This window comes from Rhizobium sp. CBN3, from assembly GCF_030518245.1.
Taxonomy (GTDB): Bacteria; Pseudomonadota; Alphaproteobacteria; order Rhizobiales; family Rhizobiaceae; genus Rhizobium; species Rhizobium aethiopicum_A.
The window spans coordinates 16,583-34,615 of sequence record NZ_JAULSE010000030.1 but is presented as its reverse complement, the minus strand read 5'-3'; the positions used below and the strand labels follow the sequence as shown (position 1 = coordinate 34,615).

Annotated in this window: 16 protein-coding genes and 1 riboswitch; of the genes, 8 read left to right on the top strand and 8 right to left on the bottom strand. The window is 62.0% G+C overall.

What is annotated here, in order from left to right; all coding sequences use genetic code 11:
- Window positions 1-54 precede the first annotated feature (54 nt).
- Together QWJ46_RS27910 and QWJ46_RS27905 are read right to left on the bottom strand one after the other, a co-directional pair.
- Complete coding sequence (locus tag QWJ46_RS27910) at window positions 55-363, bottom strand: hypothetical protein (RefSeq protein WP_011425935.1); 309 nt, start codon at window positions 361-363, stop codon at window positions 55-57.
- Between the two features lie 173 nt (window positions 364-536).
- A complete protein-coding gene (locus tag QWJ46_RS27905; protein ID WP_064803540.1) occupies window positions 537-983 on the bottom strand; it encodes an SRPBCC domain-containing protein in 447 nt (148 codons plus the stop codon).
- A gap of 387 nt (window positions 984-1,370) precedes the next feature.
- A riboswitch (FMN riboswitch) is annotated at window positions 1,371-1,513 on the top strand.
- An 80-nt stretch (window positions 1,514-1,593) separates the two neighbouring features.
- Between QWJ46_RS27905 and QWJ46_RS27900 the strand changes: the two genes are divergently transcribed.
- Window positions 1,594-2,028: a 6,7-dimethyl-8-ribityllumazine synthase gene (locus QWJ46_RS27900; RefSeq protein ID WP_184460128.1), complete on the top strand. Its 435-nt coding sequence runs from the start codon at window positions 1,594-1,596 to the stop codon at window positions 2,026-2,028.
- A gap of 253 nt (window positions 2,029-2,281) precedes the next feature.
- Complete coding sequence (locus QWJ46_RS27895; RefSeq protein ID WP_302755487.1) at window positions 2,282-2,971, top strand: VOC family protein; 690 nt, start codon at window positions 2,282-2,284, stop codon at window positions 2,969-2,971.
- Window positions 2,972-3,279: 308 nt separating this feature from the next.
- Here QWJ46_RS27895 and QWJ46_RS27890 read toward each other — a convergent pair whose 3' ends face one another.
- Window positions 3,280-4,056 carry a DUF1194 domain-containing protein gene (locus tag QWJ46_RS27890; protein ID WP_302755485.1) on the bottom strand — a complete coding sequence of 259 codons (777 nt, stop codon included), beginning with the start codon at window positions 4,054-4,056 and terminating at the stop codon, window positions 3,280-3,282.
- A gap of 416 nt (window positions 4,057-4,472) precedes the next feature.
- Window positions 4,473-5,012, bottom strand: a complete 540-nt coding sequence (locus QWJ46_RS27885; protein ID WP_184460131.1) for a Pycsar system effector family protein — start codon at window positions 5,010-5,012, stop codon at window positions 4,473-4,475.
- 130 nt (window positions 5,013-5,142) lie between these two features.
- Here QWJ46_RS27885 and QWJ46_RS27880 point away from each other — a divergent pair, with 130 nt between their 5' ends.
- On the top strand, window positions 5,143-8,859 hold the full coding sequence (locus QWJ46_RS27880) for a FecR domain-containing protein (protein WP_302755483.1): 3,717 nt from the start codon (window positions 5,143-5,145) through the stop codon (window positions 8,857-8,859).
- A complete protein-coding gene (locus QWJ46_RS27875; protein WP_302755480.1) occupies window positions 8,859-10,841 on the top strand; it encodes a CHASE2 domain-containing protein in 1,983 nt (660 codons plus the stop codon). The genes QWJ46_RS27880 and QWJ46_RS27875 overlap by 1 nt, the downstream gene beginning before the upstream one ends.
- 56 nt (window positions 10,842-10,897) lie before the next feature.
- Here QWJ46_RS27875 and QWJ46_RS27870 read toward each other — a convergent pair whose 3' ends face one another.
- A complete protein-coding gene (locus QWJ46_RS27870) occupies window positions 10,898-11,500 on the bottom strand; it encodes a TetR/AcrR family transcriptional regulator (RefSeq protein WP_184460134.1) in 603 nt (200 codons plus the stop codon).
- A 140-nt stretch (window positions 11,501-11,640) separates the two neighbouring features.
- On the opposite strand from QWJ46_RS27870, the gene QWJ46_RS27865 reads away from it, so the two are divergent.
- On the top strand, window positions 11,641-12,198 hold the full coding sequence (locus QWJ46_RS27865) for a DUF308 domain-containing protein (protein ID WP_302755477.1): 558 nt from the start codon (window positions 11,641-11,643) through the stop codon (window positions 12,196-12,198).
- A gap of 153 nt (window positions 12,199-12,351) precedes the next feature.
- The gene (locus tag QWJ46_RS27860) at window positions 12,352-13,332 is read left to right on the top strand and encodes an SDR family oxidoreductase (RefSeq protein ID WP_302755474.1); all 981 of its coding nucleotides are present in this window, start codon (window positions 12,352-12,354) and stop codon (window positions 13,330-13,332) included.
- Between the two features lie 567 nt (window positions 13,333-13,899).
- Here QWJ46_RS27860 and QWJ46_RS27855 read toward each other — a convergent pair.
- A complete protein-coding gene (locus QWJ46_RS27855) occupies window positions 13,900-14,652 on the bottom strand; it encodes a nucleotidyltransferase domain-containing protein (protein ID WP_302755472.1) in 753 nt (250 codons plus the stop codon).
- 272 nt (window positions 14,653-14,924) lie between these two features.
- Between QWJ46_RS27855 and QWJ46_RS27850 the strand changes: the two genes are divergently transcribed.
- Both QWJ46_RS27850 and QWJ46_RS27845 read left to right on the top strand, forming a co-directional pair.
- Window positions 14,925-15,620: a fumarylacetoacetate hydrolase family protein gene (locus tag QWJ46_RS27850; protein ID WP_302755470.1), complete on the top strand. Its 696-nt coding sequence runs from the start codon at window positions 14,925-14,927 to the stop codon at window positions 15,618-15,620.
- Between the two features lie 10 nt (window positions 15,621-15,630).
- Window positions 15,631-16,161 carry a gamma carbonic anhydrase family protein gene (locus QWJ46_RS27845; RefSeq protein WP_302755469.1) on the top strand — a complete coding sequence of 177 codons (531 nt, stop codon included), beginning with the start codon at window positions 15,631-15,633 and terminating at the stop codon, window positions 16,159-16,161.
- A 299-nt stretch (window positions 16,162-16,460) separates the two neighbouring features.
- Here the strand turns inward: QWJ46_RS27845 and QWJ46_RS27840 are convergent, their stop codons facing one another.
- Both QWJ46_RS27840 and QWJ46_RS27835 read right to left on the bottom strand, forming a co-directional pair.
- Window positions 16,461-17,168 carry an isoprenylcysteine carboxylmethyltransferase family protein gene (locus tag QWJ46_RS27840; RefSeq protein WP_302755467.1) on the bottom strand — a complete coding sequence of 236 codons (708 nt, stop codon included), beginning with the start codon at window positions 17,166-17,168 and terminating at the stop codon, window positions 16,461-16,463.
- Between the two features lie 210 nt (window positions 17,169-17,378).
- Window positions 17,379-17,780 (bottom strand): hypothetical protein, encoded by a 402-nt coding sequence (locus tag QWJ46_RS27835; protein ID WP_184460140.1) that lies wholly within the window; start codon window positions 17,778-17,780, stop codon window positions 17,379-17,381.
- Between the last annotated feature and the right edge of the window lie 253 nt (window positions 17,781-18,033).

The window sequence follows — 18,033 nt, the reverse complement described above, 5'->3', positions numbered from 1 at the left end:
AGGCCGGGCGAAACGTCGCACCGGCCCTCGTTCGTCTGCCTCTGTCAAAGGCTTTTAGTAGTCGTCCCGCCAGCGGCGTTCGCGGTCCCAGCGCCGCTCATAGCGCCAGCGCGGGCCATCCCAATCGCGATGACGCCGCTCCCAGCCCCAACGGGGCGGACCGCCATAGAAAGCTACAGGCGGCGGGCGGCGCCAGTTGCGCCGGCATTCGCCCCAGCGGGTCAGGTGCCAGCCGCGACCACAGGCGTAGTCGACCTTTGTGACAGTGCTCTCAACCTTGATTGCCCCGATCGGCATCGCCTGAGCTGTGCCGATCGAGAGGCTGCCAGCGAGCAAGGCAGCCGCGATAGAAAGTGCCTTCATCGAAAACTCCATTTCATCCAGCCGCAATCACCTTAGGACCGCCAAATTGAACTGGAGATGAACTGCACGTTCATGTTTACGAGCGAAAAATGCAGCACTTTTTGACCGCGGCGGACGGTTCTTCCCGCAGCGTCAAGCGCTTGAGGAACATGCCGCCGCCTGCCGAAAACCGTTCATCTCCTGCCGTAAAATGGATCTGGACCGGGGTTCCGCCCGGCGGCGACCTCGGTGAGCCGTCCGAGATAATGCGCCCAGCCTTCCTCATGGCCGGCGCATTGCTCCGCACTCGGCAGGCCGCTATGGGTGAGCCGCAAAAGCGTCCCGCCTCCCTGCTCGATCAGGTCGATCTCGACCAGACTCGATCCCGGCGGCACCACCTCGCTGCCGTCCCAGCCGAAGCTGTAGGCAAGCCGATGCACCGGCACCACCTCGCGAAACGAGCCGCGCGCAAAGCGGGCGCCGGTGACGTTGACGAGATAGAGCCCGCCGGGCTCCGGCTCGACCTCGGCCTCCGTCCCCATCCAGCGCAGGATCTTCTCCGGATCGGTCATCAGCGCAAACACCGCCGCCGGCGGCGCCGCAAGATGCGCCTCGCGACGCACGACGAAAGATTCTGGCATGTCTCTCTCCAATGGTTGCGGCCCCGGTTCGGGGGAACGACACATCCTGCTGTTTTGACGTGAGTGCCCTCAGCGAAGCATGTAGGCGTGAGGATGCGCCTAGCAAGGGCGGGCATCCAGCAACGCGCCCTTAGCGTGAGACCCTCATCGGCCTCGGCGCGGCAACCTCCGACCCCCTCATTCTGAGGCGCGCAGCCCGCAGGGCGGAGCCTCAAAGGACGCGCTCCAACGCCGCTCCTTGCATCGATCAACGCCGGCGCATCCGCCTCGTCCTTCGAGGCCCCTGCGGGGCCCCTCAGGATGAGGCTCTCTTGGGGTTGCAACCCGCACTCACCGACGAAACCATCTTACCCTATTGCCAGCCCGCCGCCTTGCCCCTATTGTCCGCGCCGTTCTCAGGGCGGGGTGAAAGTCCCTACCGGCGGTATGCAGTTTCGATTGCGAGCCCGCGAGCGCCTTCCTCGGAAGGGTCAGCAGATCAGGTGAGATGCCTGAGCCGACGGTTATAGTCCGGATGAAAGAGAACGTGCGCTGCTGCTGCCCTCCGGGGCTGGCTGCGGATGCTCGTGATCGCCTTGGGTGACGTGTCTGTACGCCAAAGGAGATTACCATGACACCCACCCGTTATGCCTTCGTCAAAGCCGGCTGGCACGCCGATATCGTCGACCGTGCGCTTGAAGGCTTCCAACAGCTTGTCCCCGCCGAGCAGATCGACGTATTCGACGTCCCCGGCGCTTTCGAAATGCCGCTGTTCTCGCGCGATCTTGCCGCGACCGGACGTTATGCCGCCGTCATCGCCGCCGCCTTCGTCGTCGACGGCGGGATCTACCGCCACGAATTCGTGGCCCAGGCCGTCGTCGATGGCCTGATGCGTGCCGGCATGGATACGGGCGTGCCGGTGCTATCCGTTTCGCTGACGCCGCATCACTATCAGGAAACCGAGCATCACACGCAGATCTATCGCGCCCATTTCGTCGAGAAGGGCCGCGAGGCGGCACGCGCCGCCCTGATGATCGGCAAGACGCGCGCCGCTCTTGCGGCCTGAAGCAGGTCGCGCAAAAGTGTGCAGCGGTTTCGCGGGCAACGACATGCGCGAAAACAAACACCTAAAGCGCAAAGAGAGCATCTGAAAGATCGTGACGCGCTTTAGCAGCCTGCGCGAGACAGGCGGCGGGATCGGCCCGCCGCCTCTTCTGCACCGACAGAATAATTGATTCGACGCCCTTACCGCGTTGTGGTCCACTCGACCCGACATGTATCGCCATTCTTAATGCGTCCAAACCCTAAGGGAGCTGAAGATGAGCAATGCAATGCGCGGTGAAACCCCCACCGAATCCGCGAGAACGCGACCGGTCGACACCAAGCTCGAAGTGGTCGTCATCCCCGTTTCCGACGTCGACCGCGCCAAACGTTTCTATGACGGCCTGGGCTGGAGGCTCGACGCCGACTTTGCCAATGATGCCGATTTCCGGGTGATCCAGTTCACCCCGCCGGGCTCCGGCTGCGCCATCATCTTCGGCAGGAACGTCACGGCCGCCGCCCCCGGCTCCGCGCAGGGCCTCTACCTTATCGTCTCCGACATCGAGGCCGCGCGGCGCGATCTCATCGCCCGCGGCGTTGAGGTGAGCGCGGCCTTCCACGACGCATCGGGCGTCTATGCCGGCAAGGACGAACCCTATCTCTTCGGGCGCCTGCGCATCGCCGGCCGCGACCCCGAGCACCGCAGCTACCGTTCCTTTGCCTCGTTCAAGGATCCCGACGGCAATGGCTGGCTGTTCCAGGAAGTCACCACCCGCCTCCCCGGCCGCATTGACGCCGATGAGACGGCCTTCTCGACATCGAGCGACCTTGCGGCGGCACTCCGCCGCGCCGCCCAGGCCCACGGCGAACACGAGAAACGCAACGGCGGCAAGTATGACGAGAACTGGCCGGACTGGTATGCCGACTACATGGTGAGCGAGCAGGCCGGCAGGCAGCTGCCGTTGTAGGTGGAAGCGGCAGACGCTGGGAGCACCCGCCTCGCCTTCGAGCCCCTCAGGGCGGGGCTTCTTTCCTTTTAGGCGTGCCGTGTGGCACCCCCCTCTGTCCTGCCGGACATCTCCCCCACAAGGGTGGAGATTAGCAGGAGGCTTGACCATCGCTCCCTCACTAACGGCAGCGACAATCACAAGCTCAGCTGTTTGGGGAAGCCCTCTCGCCCAGCCGATCTCCCTCCTTGTGGGGGAGATGTCCGGCAGGACAGAGGGGGGTGCCACATGGCGTGTCCTCTCATCCCAAGTCGCGCCACAGCCACGCCTCACCGATCGAATATATCCCGCCACTGCTTCTCGCCGATCAGACAATCCGTCGTCGGCGCGTCCGCAGCGATCCTCTCCACCCCAGGCGACGGTGAAATGCCGCTGACCTCGAGCACCAGCTTGCGGCGCACCGCGATGGCGAAATCCTCGATCTTGTGGACCGGCAGCACGAAGCTGCCGGGGCCGCCGATCACGCAATCGGCGTAATATTTGTCGAGCCCTCCGGGGGCATCGGAAGGACGCAGCATGATGGCCAGCCCATTGATGATCATGCCTGACGCCACCGCCTTGTCGCGGGCGGGCATGACGGGATCGCCGGAATTGTTGGGGCCGTCGCCGGAAACGTCGATCACCTCGCGCCTGCCGCGAAAGGGGCCCGTGGTAATTATGCTGGCACCCTGATCGATGGCGGTGGAGATCGAGGTGCGCCGTTGCGTGGCAATCGGCCGGGCATCGAGCTTGTCGGCAAAGGCGATCGCATCCTGTTCCGTCTCGATCAGCTGCCAGTCGATCCTTGAATCCTGGACGACATAGCCCGCCCATTCGAAATAGCTGATGGCGATGCGGCCGGTGAGCCCGCCCTTGACCGCGTCGATGAATTCCTTGTGCTTGAGCGCCTCGACATAACCGTCGCGCTGAATGCCGATCTCCTCGAAGTCCATTGACCGCGAAGTGTCGACGGCAAGCACCAGCGTCACGTCGACCTCGTTTTCGCCCGCCCCAGCTGTCGGCACGACTCCGGTAAGACCCATGAGCACCGCAAGCGTCGTCAGCATCGACAGATCCCCGCGCCATCAAGCGAGGAAACTGTAACACAGCTTGGCCCGCGCAGGACGCCCGACAGTGTGCGGGGCTTCAATTTTCGGTGATATCAGGAGTGCACGCGCCGCCGTTCGAGCCTCCAGCCTTTGTACTCGTGGCTGCAGTGATCTGGACAGCCTTCCCGCGACGTTTCATTGGAGAGCACTGCCTTCTCCTCCCTCATTCCTGTGCCTGTCGCAGGAATCCAGTGCGCCAAGTCCTTGGGCGCGAGAGACTTTTCAACTCTCGTATTGAGTCATTCACCGCGCGGACGCGCGGTGGCTGAATTCCTGTGACGAGCACAGGATGAGGGAGGGAAGGTTAGCGCATCATCTCGCCCCTCGAGGCCGCTGCGAGGCACCTAACTCCATGAGCACTGCCTTCTCCACCCTCACCCCGCCACCAAGAGCAGCACATAGGCGATCACGCTTACCATCAACCCGCGAAACGCAAAGGTGACGCAGCGGTACTTGTTGCAGGCGATGGCGGAGAGGATATTGGCGTTTTCAAAATACTGGTCGAAGAGGTAGCGCTCGTCACGGCGGACAGCGGCCTCGAAGAACATGTCGCGATGCCTGGGCCAGGAGCCCCAGAACAGCGAGGTGGAGGCGCCGAGACGCCGCGGCAGCACGACGAGAATCGCCGACAGGATGGAGAAGACCGAGGCTGCGGCAAGCAGGCCGGAAAACAACATGCTGCCCGGCGTGCCGCCGGTGTAGCGGGCCAGGCTGAAGACCGCCCTCACCTCGCTGGAGCTCACCAAAAAGGCGAGCATGAAAGTAAAGATATAGGCGGCCTTCTGATCGGATATCTTGATCTGATCATAAAATATGTCGTTGATTTTCTTGATATGATCGAAATACTCGGTGCTGACGTCCCCGCTCGAGGGATTGCTCAGCATTACCTCAGTGGCATTTTCAAACTCGCTCACCTGAATACTCCATACCCCAAAGTGTTTCCCTGATATTACACTTCTCGACGAAAGCAAGAACACGTGTGCAACATGCTTGACTTTTCCACTCTACGCGGACAAAGGGGAAGCGGGGTATGGGGTCGAGGACATGCGGGGTTATTCCAGTAACATCTGTCGCATCGGGGTGGCGCTTGCGTTTGCCGTACCCGGTTTCGGGCTGCCGGCGATTGCCGATCCCCTGCCGCGTGCCACGCCGGTCGCCGGCTCGGTCATTGCCCGAAAGACCGGCGAGGAAGTGCGATTCATCGACGTGTCGGACTGGCGCGTCGTCGACATCAACCAGGATCTCCTGACCGGCGACGTGCTGCGCACCAATGCCAACGGCCAGCTCGCCATCGTCTTTTCCGATCACACCCAGGTCCGCCTCGGCCGCAATTCATCGCTGCAGGTCAAGAAGATGTCCGCGACCGGCGATACGGTGCTCGATCTCCAATCCGGCACCATCTGGGCACGCGCCGAGCGCGGCGGCCAGAGCCTGACTGTGGAAACACCGGCTGCCGCAGCAGCCATCCGCGGCACCGACTGGACGATGACCGTCGAGGGCGCCAAGACCTCGATGATCGTGCTCGAAGGCCGCGTGGCGCTCAGCAACCCGCAGGGCAGCGTCGAGGTAAGCGAGGGCGAAGGCGCCGTGGCGTCCATTGGCCAGGCGCCGCACAAGATCCTCAGCGTCAATCCTGACGACCGCGAACAGATGCTCTTTTATCTGGACCTGCGCGGTGGCTTCGACTTGCTGCCGACTTCGCCACTGCGAGCCGATCGCATGGCGACCGAGCGTCGCCGCCTGCTGGCGCTGCCTCCCGAGCGCCGCACCACCGAGAACTGGTTGGAACTGGCCGAAGCGCAGAGCGCCTACGACGGACGCCAGGCAACCGCCGCAACACTGCAGAGTATCCGCGGCCGCAAGCTGACAGTGGCCCAGCAGGCGCGCGTCGACCTGCTCGATGCTACCATCGCCGGCTCCGAAAAGCGCTATGGCGATGCCGCAAAGCTCTTCCAGAAGGCCCTGCCGCATCTCGACCCGACACGTCGCAACATGGCGCAATATGGTGGCTATTTCGCCCGCTCGCTCGCCGACCCCGCCCATGCCGAACCGCCGCCGGCCAATAGCGCCGGCCCTTATGGCGCAATCATGCAGGCCTATACGGCAGGCTTCCTGGAAAACCCGCGCGCAGCGCTCGAGATAATAAAGAAAGCTGAACAGCGCTATCCCGATGACCCGACCCTGCCGGCGGTCCGCGCCGAGCTGGCGCAGCTCATTGACGACCGTAAGCAGATGAAGGAAGCGATCGAACGCTCGCTGGAGCTCGACCCTGACCATCCGATGGCGCTCTCCGCCCGCGCCGAATACAAGGCAGCCTATGAAAGCGATATAGACGGCGCTCTTGCGGACCTGAACCGCGCAATCGAGCTTGCCCCCGGCTCGTCGGGCACGCTGAACTCGCTCGGCCTGCTGCAGAGTTCGCGCGACGCCAATGGCGAAGCGGAAGAGGCCTTCCTCAAGGCGATCGCGCTCGATCCGCAAGATCCAGTGGCGCATGCCAATCTCGCGATCCTCTATCTCGATCAGGGGCGCATGAAGGAAGCCAAGCGCGAGATCGACATGGCGCTCGCCGCCGAGCCGGGCTTCGACATCGCCATTCTCGCCCGCGGCCGCTACTACCTGCAGATAGGCGAGCGCGACAAGGCGCTGGAAGACCTGCTCGCCGCCAGCACCGCCAACCCAACCCATTCGCAATCGCAGCTGATGCTCGCCGCCGCCCACTATGAAAAGGGCGACCGCATCCCCTCCGAGCAGGCGCTCGACAATGCCGACCGACTGGACAACAACGATCCGGCGATTTCAGCCTTCCGCACGGCCGTCGATATCGACGACTATGACGCCGATGGTGCGATCCGCAATGCCCAGGAATTCCTGCGTCGCTCGCGTGCCCGCGGCGGCGATTACAGTGGTCTTGGCGCCAATGCAAGCGCCGGCTCGACGCTGAACAACGCCTTCCGACTGCAGGGCCTGGATGCCTGGGGCCGCTACTATGGCGATGCCGTTTTCGATCCTTTCGAAGGCAGCGGCTATATCGATCAGTTGATCAAGGGCAGCATCTTTCCTTTCGTGAACGCGACGAGTTTCAGCGACGACAACATCATCCAGAACCGCGGCAACGCATCGAGCTACTCATCCTTCATCCAGGGCTTGCTGATCTCTCCGCACATGCTCTCCGGCCGTTCGCGCTCGGCATCGCTGTTCGACGTGCCCTTCATCGAAGGTTCGCTCGGTGGCGGCATCAACAGCGTCGACGGCCATACAAGACGGATCGGCGAAGCCGATATTCAGGGCTATTCGAACGAGACGATCCCGATCAGCTTCTACGGCAATCTGACCTGGGAAGAGCTGGCGCTCGACCGCGACTACCGGAATTTCGGCGATGTCCAGACGGATAACAAGCTGCTGGGCGCCAACGGTTATCTGACGGCAACGGTCACGCCTGATGATCGCGTGGTAGCCTTCGTCAACCATGGCAAGAATGACGGAACGCTGGACGCGTTATCGTCAAACACCGGGTTCATGGAACTCCTGTTCCGTGTCCCTATCCCACTGCCTCTTTACACGACAGAAGAGACCGAACGAGAAGCCACGTATGCCGGCGTCGGCTGGAGTCACACGTTTGCCTATGAAAACGTGTTGAATGGAGCACTGCTTTATTCAGGGAGCAAATCGAATACGAAAGACGTGCTCGATGTCGACGTGGACCCAGTGTTTATCGGCGCAGGGGTTCCCTTCATCATTCCCTTTACCAACGTCAATCAGGAGGCCGAATCTCACACCTATATCGGCGCTTTGAGCCATTCTATCGGTGCCGGACCTTTGACATTTCGCTACGGGATCGAAGGCGGCTGGATGGATGCCAGCAGCAGCGTCGATACGACGCTCCTAGGTTTGACGGCTCCTCCCGATCGCACCGAGAACACCATTGATATCGGCCGCGGCTATGTCGATGTGCTGCATGAGATCACGCCTGATCTCAAGGGCGAATACGCCTTGTTTGCCACGCGCCTCGAGGGCGATGGCATCGATATCAGCCGGCTGGAGCCGCGCTTCGGTCTCGCCTGGACGCCGGTTCAAAACCACTGGCTGCGTGCCGCCTTCATGCGTCAAAGCTTTGATACCACCGTGCCGACCCTTGCCCCGATCGGCATACTCGGGCTGCAGGCCAACCAGTTTTCGACCAATCTGCAAGGTTATACAGATACGGTCGCCCTGCAATGGGATGCAGAATGGACCGACCGTTTCTTCACTTCGGTCGAATACCAGCATCAGGAACTGCATGATTTTTCAATCGATTTTCCGCTGATCTCGCTTCCGTCCGATACCAGCCTGCCGATCTCGCGCGGCAGCATCGATCGCGCTTCCGTCACTGCCAACGTCGCGCTCGGCAACGGTTTCGGTCTTTCAGCCACCTATGCCTATATGGATTCGGAGAACAGGGACCCGCTCGAGCCGATCTATGGCGGCCCCCTTCCCTTCATACCGCAGAATTCAGGTCAGATTGCCCTGACCTGGGTCAACGAAGCCAAGGTCAAGGCGACAGTTGCCGCCAACTATATCGGCGAGCGCGACGGCGATCGCTTCGGCACCAAGCTCGACGATTACTGGAGCCTCGACGCCCACTTGGTCTGGGAGCCCTTCGACAAGCGCATGGAGCTGGAGGCGGCCGCCTATAACCTGCTCGACGAGGACTTCGAGATCACCCCCGGCGTGCCCGGCTGGGGCCGCGCCTTCAAGGGCACGCTTAAAGTCCGCTTCTGATGCCAGCACAGGGCGCGCCTCGGCAGACCGGACTGAACGGTGGTCAGATCGCAAGCCGTCGCCTCAGGCTGCTCGTGCTGTCGCTCGCCGTGTTGGTCGCCATCTCGCTTCTGTCGCGCCTACCCGCCTGGTCGCTGCTGGAGCTCAGAAGCTTCGACTATCTCTCGACCGTCGACGACCCGCGTCCGCCACCCGGCGGGCCCGTCATTGTCGCGATCGACGAACCCTCGCTTGCCGATATCAACGCGCAATGGCCCTGGCCGCGCAGCCTGCATGCCGAACTCATCAGCCAGCTGCGCGCCGCCGGCGCCCGCGTCATCGGCCTCGACATCATTATGGCCGAACCCTCCAACCCCGATAATGATGCGGCGATAGCCAAGGCTGTCGGCCCCGATGTCGTGCTAGCCGGCGACGAGACGCTGATCGAGACACCACAGGCCTCACAGCTGATCCGCGCCACACCGCTGCCAGCGCTGACCGAAGCGGGCGCCGTGACCGGCATCGCCTCGATCGATCTCAGCGGTGACGGCATCTTCCGCCGCATTCCGGGTTACGAGGACGGTTTTGCCGCCATGCTCGCCAAGGCTTCGGGCGCAGCGACGGAAACCTTGCCGGCCGGCCAACTCATCCAATCCTTCGGCCCGGCCCGCAGCTATCCCACCGTCTCCTATTATCAGGCGCTCGACCCGAAGGGCCTGCTGCCGCCGGATTATTTCAAGGACCGCATCGTGCTGGTCGGCCTCAGCCTGCAGAATGCGCCTGAAATCGACAAAGGCGGCGTCGATGCCTTTGCCACACCCTATACCGTCCACACCGGCAAGCTGGTCTCCGGCGTCGAGATCCAGGCGACGATCTACGACAATATCCGGAGCGGCCTGTCGATTCGTGAGGCGCGCCTGCCGACGGTTGCCGTCTGCATCCTGATATCAGTGCTGCTTGCCGCTGCCACAGTCTGGCGCTCGACCGGATGGCTGATGATCGTCACCAGTGCGGCCGCCCTTCTCGCCTTTGCGGCCGTCAGTTTTGCGGGCATCCGGCTTGCCCATATTTTCGTCTCGCCGCTCGGCCCGACGGTCGCCTATGTCTCTGTCGTTTTCGGTCAGGCCGCTTTCGATTTTGCCGAGGAGCGCCGCAACAAGCGCCAGATCACCCGCGCCTTCGCCCAATATATCTCGCCCGATCTGGTCAAGCGCCTGTCGAGCGATCCCACGCAGCTGAAGCTCGGGGGCGAGCGGCGCACGCTTTCGGTGCTATTCTCGGATGTACGCGGCTTCACCACCATCGCCGAGACGCTAAAGGACGATCCGGAGCAACTGACCGGTCTGATCAACCGGCTGCTGACGCCGCTTTCCGATGTGGTGATGGATCACGGCGGCACGATCGACAAATATATGGGCGACTGCATCATGGCCTTCTGGAACGCGCCGCTCGACGATCCCGACCATGCGCTTCACGCCGTGCGCGCCTCGCTCGCCATGCAGGCGGCCATATCGCGGCTGAACGGCCAGCTGGAGCGGGAGGCGGCAGCCCTTGGCCGCAAGCCGCACGTGCTGAAGATGGGCGTCGGCATCAACACCGGCGAATGCATCGTCGGCAATATGGGTTCGACCCGCCGCTTCGACTACTCCTGCCTCGGCGACAGCGTCAACCTCGCCTCCCGCCTCGAAGGCGCCTCGAAGAATTATGGCGTGGCGCTGCTGCTCGGCGAGGAAACCGCAAGACTGGTCTCCGACACCTACATCGCCGTCGAACTCGACCGCATCATCGTCAAGGGCCGCACTGTCCCCTCGCCCGTCTTCACCGTCGTGCACAAGGCCGACGCCGGAGCGCTGACCGCGCACCAAACCTTCATCGACGCCAAATATGCCGGCACGCTCGCGCCCTCCGATCCGGTCTTCGACAAGCTGGCTGCCGATATTCCCGAGCTTGCCGGCTATTATGCGATCGTCCGGGATGCGCTGGCCGCCGATGGCAAGGAGTGACAATCATACTTTCGAAGCCATAAGCCGCGGCCTCGGTGGCGATCAGGCGCTGATTTTTATCGGACAGTTCCGTAGCGATCCGGTGCCCGCAGCCTTGCAATTTCAGGCGCAACGACCGCAATGAACAGCCCGGGCTCGCCGAAAGCCCTAGCCGAGAGCATGGCTCCGTGAACAGAGGCCATCAGCATTTGCGCCTGCTCTTCCGGCCGCTTGTCCAGCCGGAACAGACCCTGCTCGACCCCCGCCTGCAGCACCGAGGTCAGCCATGCCGCAAGGCCTTGGAAATGGGCGCGGACGCGTAAGGCGACCTCTTCGGGCAGCATCTGCATTTCGCTGGCGAGCATCGCGCAGACGCAAAAGGGCTGCGAGGCGTCGCGGATGCATGCGTTCCAAAAATCGATGTAGAATTGCAGCTGATCGGCAGGGCTTGCAGCCTGCTCGCGCAGCGAGCGCAGACCCGCCTCCGCCTGCTTGATATAGCGATCCACCAGCACCGAAACCAGCTCGGCCTTTGTCGGAAAATGATGGTGGATGCTCGCCTTCCGGATGCCGATTGCAGCCGCGATATCGGCATAACTGAAGCCGTTATAGCCTCCCGCCACGATGAGCGACTTCGCGATGTCGAGGATTTTGTCGGAAGTCGAAGCCATTGATTTCATAGCGTCGCCTACCTTCTGGTAGGCTGATTGTCAAGTCTTTCGCTGCACCGTTGGCATCACAAGAAGGTGTGCGGAGGGCGCGTTGACTCTCATTTTTATTCTACCTACTAGTAGGAAGGCAAAAACGAAGGAATCTGCCGATGCAAACTCACCCCGCTATCCAGTCCAACTGGCTGAGATCCTATTATTTTACCCGCGCCGCCTTCTCGATGGTCTGGATTGCCGCCGCCATTCTCCTTGCCGGGGAGCCAAGCGCCGCGGCCTTTTTGCTGGTGGTCTATCCCCTGTGGGACGCACTTGCCAATCTGATCGACGCCCGGGTCAATGGCGGCCTGCAGACAAACCCGTCTCAAACGTTGAATGTCGTGGTCAGCACCGTCACGGCGCTCGCCGTCGCCATCGCGCTCGGCCACAGCACCTACGCGGTGCTGGCCGCATTCGGGACCTGGGCGATCCTCTCCGGCCTGTTGCAGCTCTATACCGGCGTAAGGCGCTGGCGCATCTACGGCGCCCAATGGGTCATGATCCTGAGCGGCGCACAATCGGCCCTCGCCGGCGGCTACATGATCAGCCAGTCCTTTGCCGCCGCCCCGCCGACGATCCTCGATATCGTGCCCTATGCCGGCTTCGGCGCCTTCTACTTCCTGCTATCCTCGATCTGGCTTGTCGTCGCAGCCCATCGCAAGGCACATGCATAGGCGCCGGCGCGGCGGCAAACTGAAGGTATTGGCGCCGCCGGAGGCAACGCATTCCGTACTCTCGATGGCACGAGATTTGCGGGAGACGCCCCCCTTCTTTCGCGCTATTAAGAGTGATCACAGTTCCCGCCCATAGACCCCGAGGTCACTCCCATGGCTTTGAAAGTTCTCTTCATTGGCGGCACCGGCCAAATCTCCCATCCGTGCGTCGAACGCGCCGTTGCCGAGGGCCACCATGTCAGCGTCTTCAATCGCGGCTTGCGGAACACCGCCTTGCGTGCCGGGGTGACCTCGATCGTGGGCGAACTTGGATCGAGCGTCTATGCCGATCTCGCCAAAGCCCATTATGATGTCGTCTGCCAGTTCATCGCCTTTACGCCGGCTCAGGTGGTGCGTGATATCGAAGTGTTCTCGGGCAATTGCGGCCAGTACATCTTCATCTCCTCAGCCTCGGTCTACGAAAAACCGCCGCGTCACTACGTGATCACGGAGGAGACGCCGGCGATCAATCCCTACTGGCCCTATAGCCAGGCCAAGATCGCCTGCGAGGAACTACTCAAGAAGTCCGATAACCTTGCCTGGACGATCGTCCGCCCCAGCCACACCGTCCGCACCGGCCTGCCGATCATGATGGGCGACAGCGATATCATGGCGAGGCGCATGCTGGACGGCGAGCCCATCATCGTAGCGGGTGACGGCCACACGCCCTGGACGCTCACCCGCTCGGTCGATTTCGCCGTGCCTTTCGTCGGCCTTTTCGGCAAGTCGGCGGCGCTCCGTGAGATTTTCCACATCACCTCGGACCGCGCCCACATCTGGAACGATATCCAGAAGACCATCGCAAGATTGCTCGGCGTGGAGGCCAAGATCGTCCACGTGCCAACGGATACACTGATCAGATACAATCCGGAATGGATCGGCCCGCTCCTCGGCGACAAGGCCTGGACTGCGATCTTCGACAATTCGAAGGTCAAGCGTGTGGCTGGCGACTTCACCTGCGCCGAAAGCCTGGATGAAATCCTGGCCGACTCGATCATGCACCTCAAGCAGCGCCTGGCGAAGAGCCGGCCACCGAAGGGGGAACTGGATGCGCTGATCGATAGGATTTGTGCGGAGCAGAGTGCTCTTGGTTAGGTCTGCTCTTTAGGGCTGAGGCTCAAGGTCAGAAAGAATTTAAGTCAGCATCTCCAAAAGAGCCGAGGGCGAACGGAGGAGCCCTCCCATCACGAGCCCTACAAGACCAAGTGCCAACGCTCCCACAAGCCCGTGACTTTGCCAGCCGAAATAGGCACCTGCTGCGGTAGCTGTAACAGTGACCGAAATGTCCCACACGATCCCCACCAGTGATATCAACTGGCCCACAGCTGATTGCTTCTTTTTCGTCACGGTAGAAATCATCCTCCAAGCCCTTGATGGGTCTGATATGATAATCACCCTTCCTTCCCACCAGATATGCCTCCGCACCAATTCAGGACATACGCTCAAAAAAGCTATCCCTGTTTGCGAGGCATCGGCTTCCAAGGCTGTCACGCGATAGCCCAACGTCTGTTTTAACGCGCGGCATTCTCCAACGCTTTTTATTAGGCGCGGCATCCTCCAACATCCCCTGATCCTGAGGCGCGCAGGCCAAAGGCCGGAGCCTCGAAGGACAGGCCGCAACCTGCTTCTTGTCTACATCCGACGCCGGCGCACCGCTCGCACCTATTCCAGCCGCCGCGCCTCCAGCGGAGCCTCCTGCCTGAAGCCGTCGAAAAAGCGCCCGCCATGCAAGGCAAGCTCCCGGTCGGCCAAGGCGAGGAACCGGGCGCCGTCACCCTGCACCGCCAGTCTGAACGCGGCATCGAAGTCTGTTGCCAGCTCCACATCGAGCTCCCTCAGGAGACGCGGCGCCCACTTGCCGCGGCCGGCCCATGCGCCGCGCCCAAGCAACATCAGATCGGCGAGCTTCTGGTAGAGAGCGGCCGCGATGGCGGCGATCTCTTCGGGCGGGCGGTGGCCGCGCAGGTCATCGGCGAGATCGGTGACCTGATAGCGCAGCATGTCATAGCTCGGACCATCGAGAGGCTTCGGCCCTGCGGCAAGAACGCTCGCCGCCTTCGCCTGGATGAGGCGCGCACGCTCGATGTCAGGCCCGACGATGCTGCCTGTCGCAACCATATTGACCATGATGGGACAGCCGCTCTCCGCGTCCTGATGGAGATAATGCGCCAGCGTCTGCGGATCATGGACGAAGGCTTCGACCGGAAAACCGTCTTCGGTGAAGGATTCCCGCCAGGCCCTATCGAGCGACGGGAAGACGACGACGAGATCGATATCCGAAAAGTCGGTCCCCTCGCCGCGCATGATGGAGCCGGAGACATAGGCGAAGGCAGCCCCGGCATAGCGGCTGGCGAGAGAGCGGCGGGCGGCGGCGAGCGCCCGCTCTGCAACAATCTGTTTCTGGATATCGTCCACGTTCTCGTCCTCGAATGCGGGAGACGAGCGGCAACAAAAACCCGCTCGTTTCCGGCGGGTTGGTGTCTTCTGCAATGAATGGAATTCAGTTCACGCGTCTGCCACCCACCGCCAAACGGTGGTCGTAGACGTCGTGGAGACTGCGAAAATCCTGCTCATAGACGTAAGTTATCGCCCGCCGGCAACAGCGTCAATCCGCCAAGCACGCTTCCCCGCCGCACTGTTTTCCGTCTAGGATGCGCTCAAAGACTCGTTGAACAGGAAGGCCCGCCATGCCCCATCCCGCCACCGTCATTCCGCGTCCCGCACCGGTTTTGCTGCCGGTCGAAGGCAGCGACGAGCGTTTCCCGGTGCGCCGCGTCTATTGCGTCGGGCGCAATTATGCCGATCACGCGATCGAGATGGGCCATGATCCCTCTCGCGAACCGCCCTTCTTCTTCCAGAAGAACGCCGATAATCTGCTGCCAGCGGGCAACCCTTTCCCTTACCCGCCGCTGTCGAACGACGTGCATTATGAGGTGGAATGCGTGCTGGCGCTGAAATCGGGCGGCGCGGACATCCAGGCCGAGCAAGCGCTCGATTGCATCTACGGCTATGCCGTCGGCATCGATTTCACCCGCCGCGACCTGCAAGGCGAAGCCAAGAAGCTCGGCCGTCCCTGGGAGCTCGCCAAGGCCTTCGAGCATTCCGCCCCCGTCTCGGCGATCGTGCCGGCAAGCCGCCTCGGCCATCCCGCCGACGGCCGGATCTGGCTGGAGCAGAACGGCAGGCGCGCCCAGGACGGCGACCTCAACCAGATGATCTGGAAGGTGCCGGAGATCATCGCCGAACTGTCGAAGCTCTTCGTGCTGGCGCCCGGAGACGTGATCATGACCGGCACACCGGCCGGCGTCGGCGCAGTTGCCAGGGGCGACAGCGTAACCTGCGGCATCGAGGGTGTTGCGAGGCTCTCGGTCGACATCGTCTGAGGAGAGGTCCATGCCCGTCTACGCGCTTGGCGGATTGACGCCGAAACTGCCGCCCGCCGGCTTTCACTGGATCGCGCCGGATGCGCATGTGATCGGCGATATCGAACTCGGTGAGAATGTCGGCATCTGGTTCGGCTCGGTGCTGCGCGGCGACAATGAGAGGATCACCATCGGCGCCGGCACCAATATCCAGGAAGGGGTGATGGCCCATACCGATATGGGCTTCCCGCTGACGACGGGCAAGGGCTGCACGATCGGCCACCACGCCATCCTCCACGGCTGTACGCTCGGCGACAACGTGCTGATCGGCATGGGCGCGACCATTCTCAACGGCGCCAAGATCGGCAACAACTGCCTCGTCGGCGCCAATGCGCTGGTGACGGAGGGCAAGGAATTCCCTGACAATTCGTTAATCGTCGGCGCACCGGCCCGTGTGGTGCGGGTGCTTGACGAGGCGGCTGTCGAGGGTATTCGCCGCTCGGCGGAAAATTATGTGGCGAATTGGCAGCGGTTCGCGCGGGATCTCAGGGTGATTGGGTGATTGAGAGGGCGCCTCTTCCAGGAAAATATGCCTTATTTGCCTTTCGCTTGCGCTCAAGGCGTGCGTCGCTTCCGCTCCTCACCCCCTCATCTGCCCTGACGGGCATCTTCTCCCCGCTGGGGCGAAGAGGGAGCGAGCCGCCGACCATCGTTTCCTACCGGAATGGCTCGAGGCGCTGCCACGAGTCCCTTCTCCCCAGCGGGGAGAAGATGCCGGCAGGCAGATGAGGGGGTGAGCGACGACAGGAGCGAGTGCACGGAGCGCAATTGAAGGGCAAATAATCGGATATTACGGTACCCTCACCAAACACCCGGAACCCACCGCCAGCGCACCCGAGCCATATACTCCGCATATCCCCCAAGCCCCTTGCGCAACTCCGCCTCCTCTCCAAGCGTCCGGCCGACGAGCACGACGACGAGCAGCCCCACGGGGATCAACGCATAGAGCGACCCGAGTGACAGCGCTGTCCCGGCGGCGAGCAGAATGGCGGTTGCATAGCCAGGGTGGCGGATCACGGCGTAGGGCCCGCTGTCGATCACCTTGTGGTCGCGGTCGGTCTGGATGCGCACCGTCGGCTCGAAATGCCGGTTGACCGATTGCGCCCAGGTGAGGCCGAGATAGCCGGCGCTCATCACGAGATAACCGAGGAGAACGACCCACCAGGGTTGCGGCGCCCAGTGGAAACGGCCGTCGTCGAACGCGCCGACCGGAAGAACGGCAGCAAAGAGAATGATCGTCAGCGTCGCGACCACGGCATCCCAACGCTTGGTTCCCTTCTGATATCGGCTGCGCGCCGCGAACAACTCCGGATTCGTCCGCGAGATCCAGACGAGCGCGATTGCAGTCAGCGCCAGGAAGAGGCCGAGAAAAATCCAGCCGCGCGGCCAGGCGAACGTGCCGGCGGGCCAGAACAGTGCAACAACCATCACTGCGACGGTTATCGCGAGCGATCCGAGCGACGGCGCCGCCGCAAACGAGCGACGCAGCTGGCTGTGTTCCTGCGTCATGACCGTTTTCCGCTCCACCGGGCAAGCGCCTTCTGCTGTCAGCAGCGGCGGCAAAAATCCGACAGTCCAACGCCTGATTTAGGAAGTAAACGCGCGCAACAACCGTGGCAAGGCGGCAAATGAAACTCTCCAATAACAGACATCAGTGTTTCCGCAGTTGCGTGGCCGGAGACTGCCGTTGCGGCAGTGTTGGATATTGTTGAAAAACGCCTATTCGGCCGCTTCCAAAAACTGGTTCTCTCCCGACGAAGCGGCAAGCGCCCGAACCCTGGCTTCGGTCTTGGCGATCAGCTGATAGAACTCGTCCTGCGCTTCGACATCCAGCTGAATGACGGCATTGACGTCTTCGGGGGTATCGCAAACACAGGCGACCGCTGAAATGGGACAGATGCCGCCGGGATAACGCTTACCGGTCCCTGTATAGGCGCGACGGCCCCAGCGCTCGGAATAGACCGTTTCCTCCCGATCGAGATGGAGGATCGTGCCTTTACAGGCGGTCACGATGGCCGCCTTGCCGTAAGCGAACCAATGATAATTCAGCTTACGGAGAATATATTTGCCAGTGATGTCTTCGCCAGCCAGTTCGGCAGGGTCTTCTATCATTCGGATCATGAGAGCGTCCTCAACATGAGAGCAATATCCGTTATCTCTACTTCCCTCGCAAGTCGAAAAGTGCAGCTTTTGTAGTAGCTTAGTCACAAAGTGTTTCTGATTCTTACATCTTGCACGCGCTAGGCAGCTTGCCGCCCATGCAATCCATCGTCGAATTTCCCGCCTTCGCACCTGAATCCGCCTTTTCCAGAGGGCAGCCATGCCGCCTTGCGTTTTCCCGCTGAGGCCCAATATTTGAATCTTGGATCGGCCA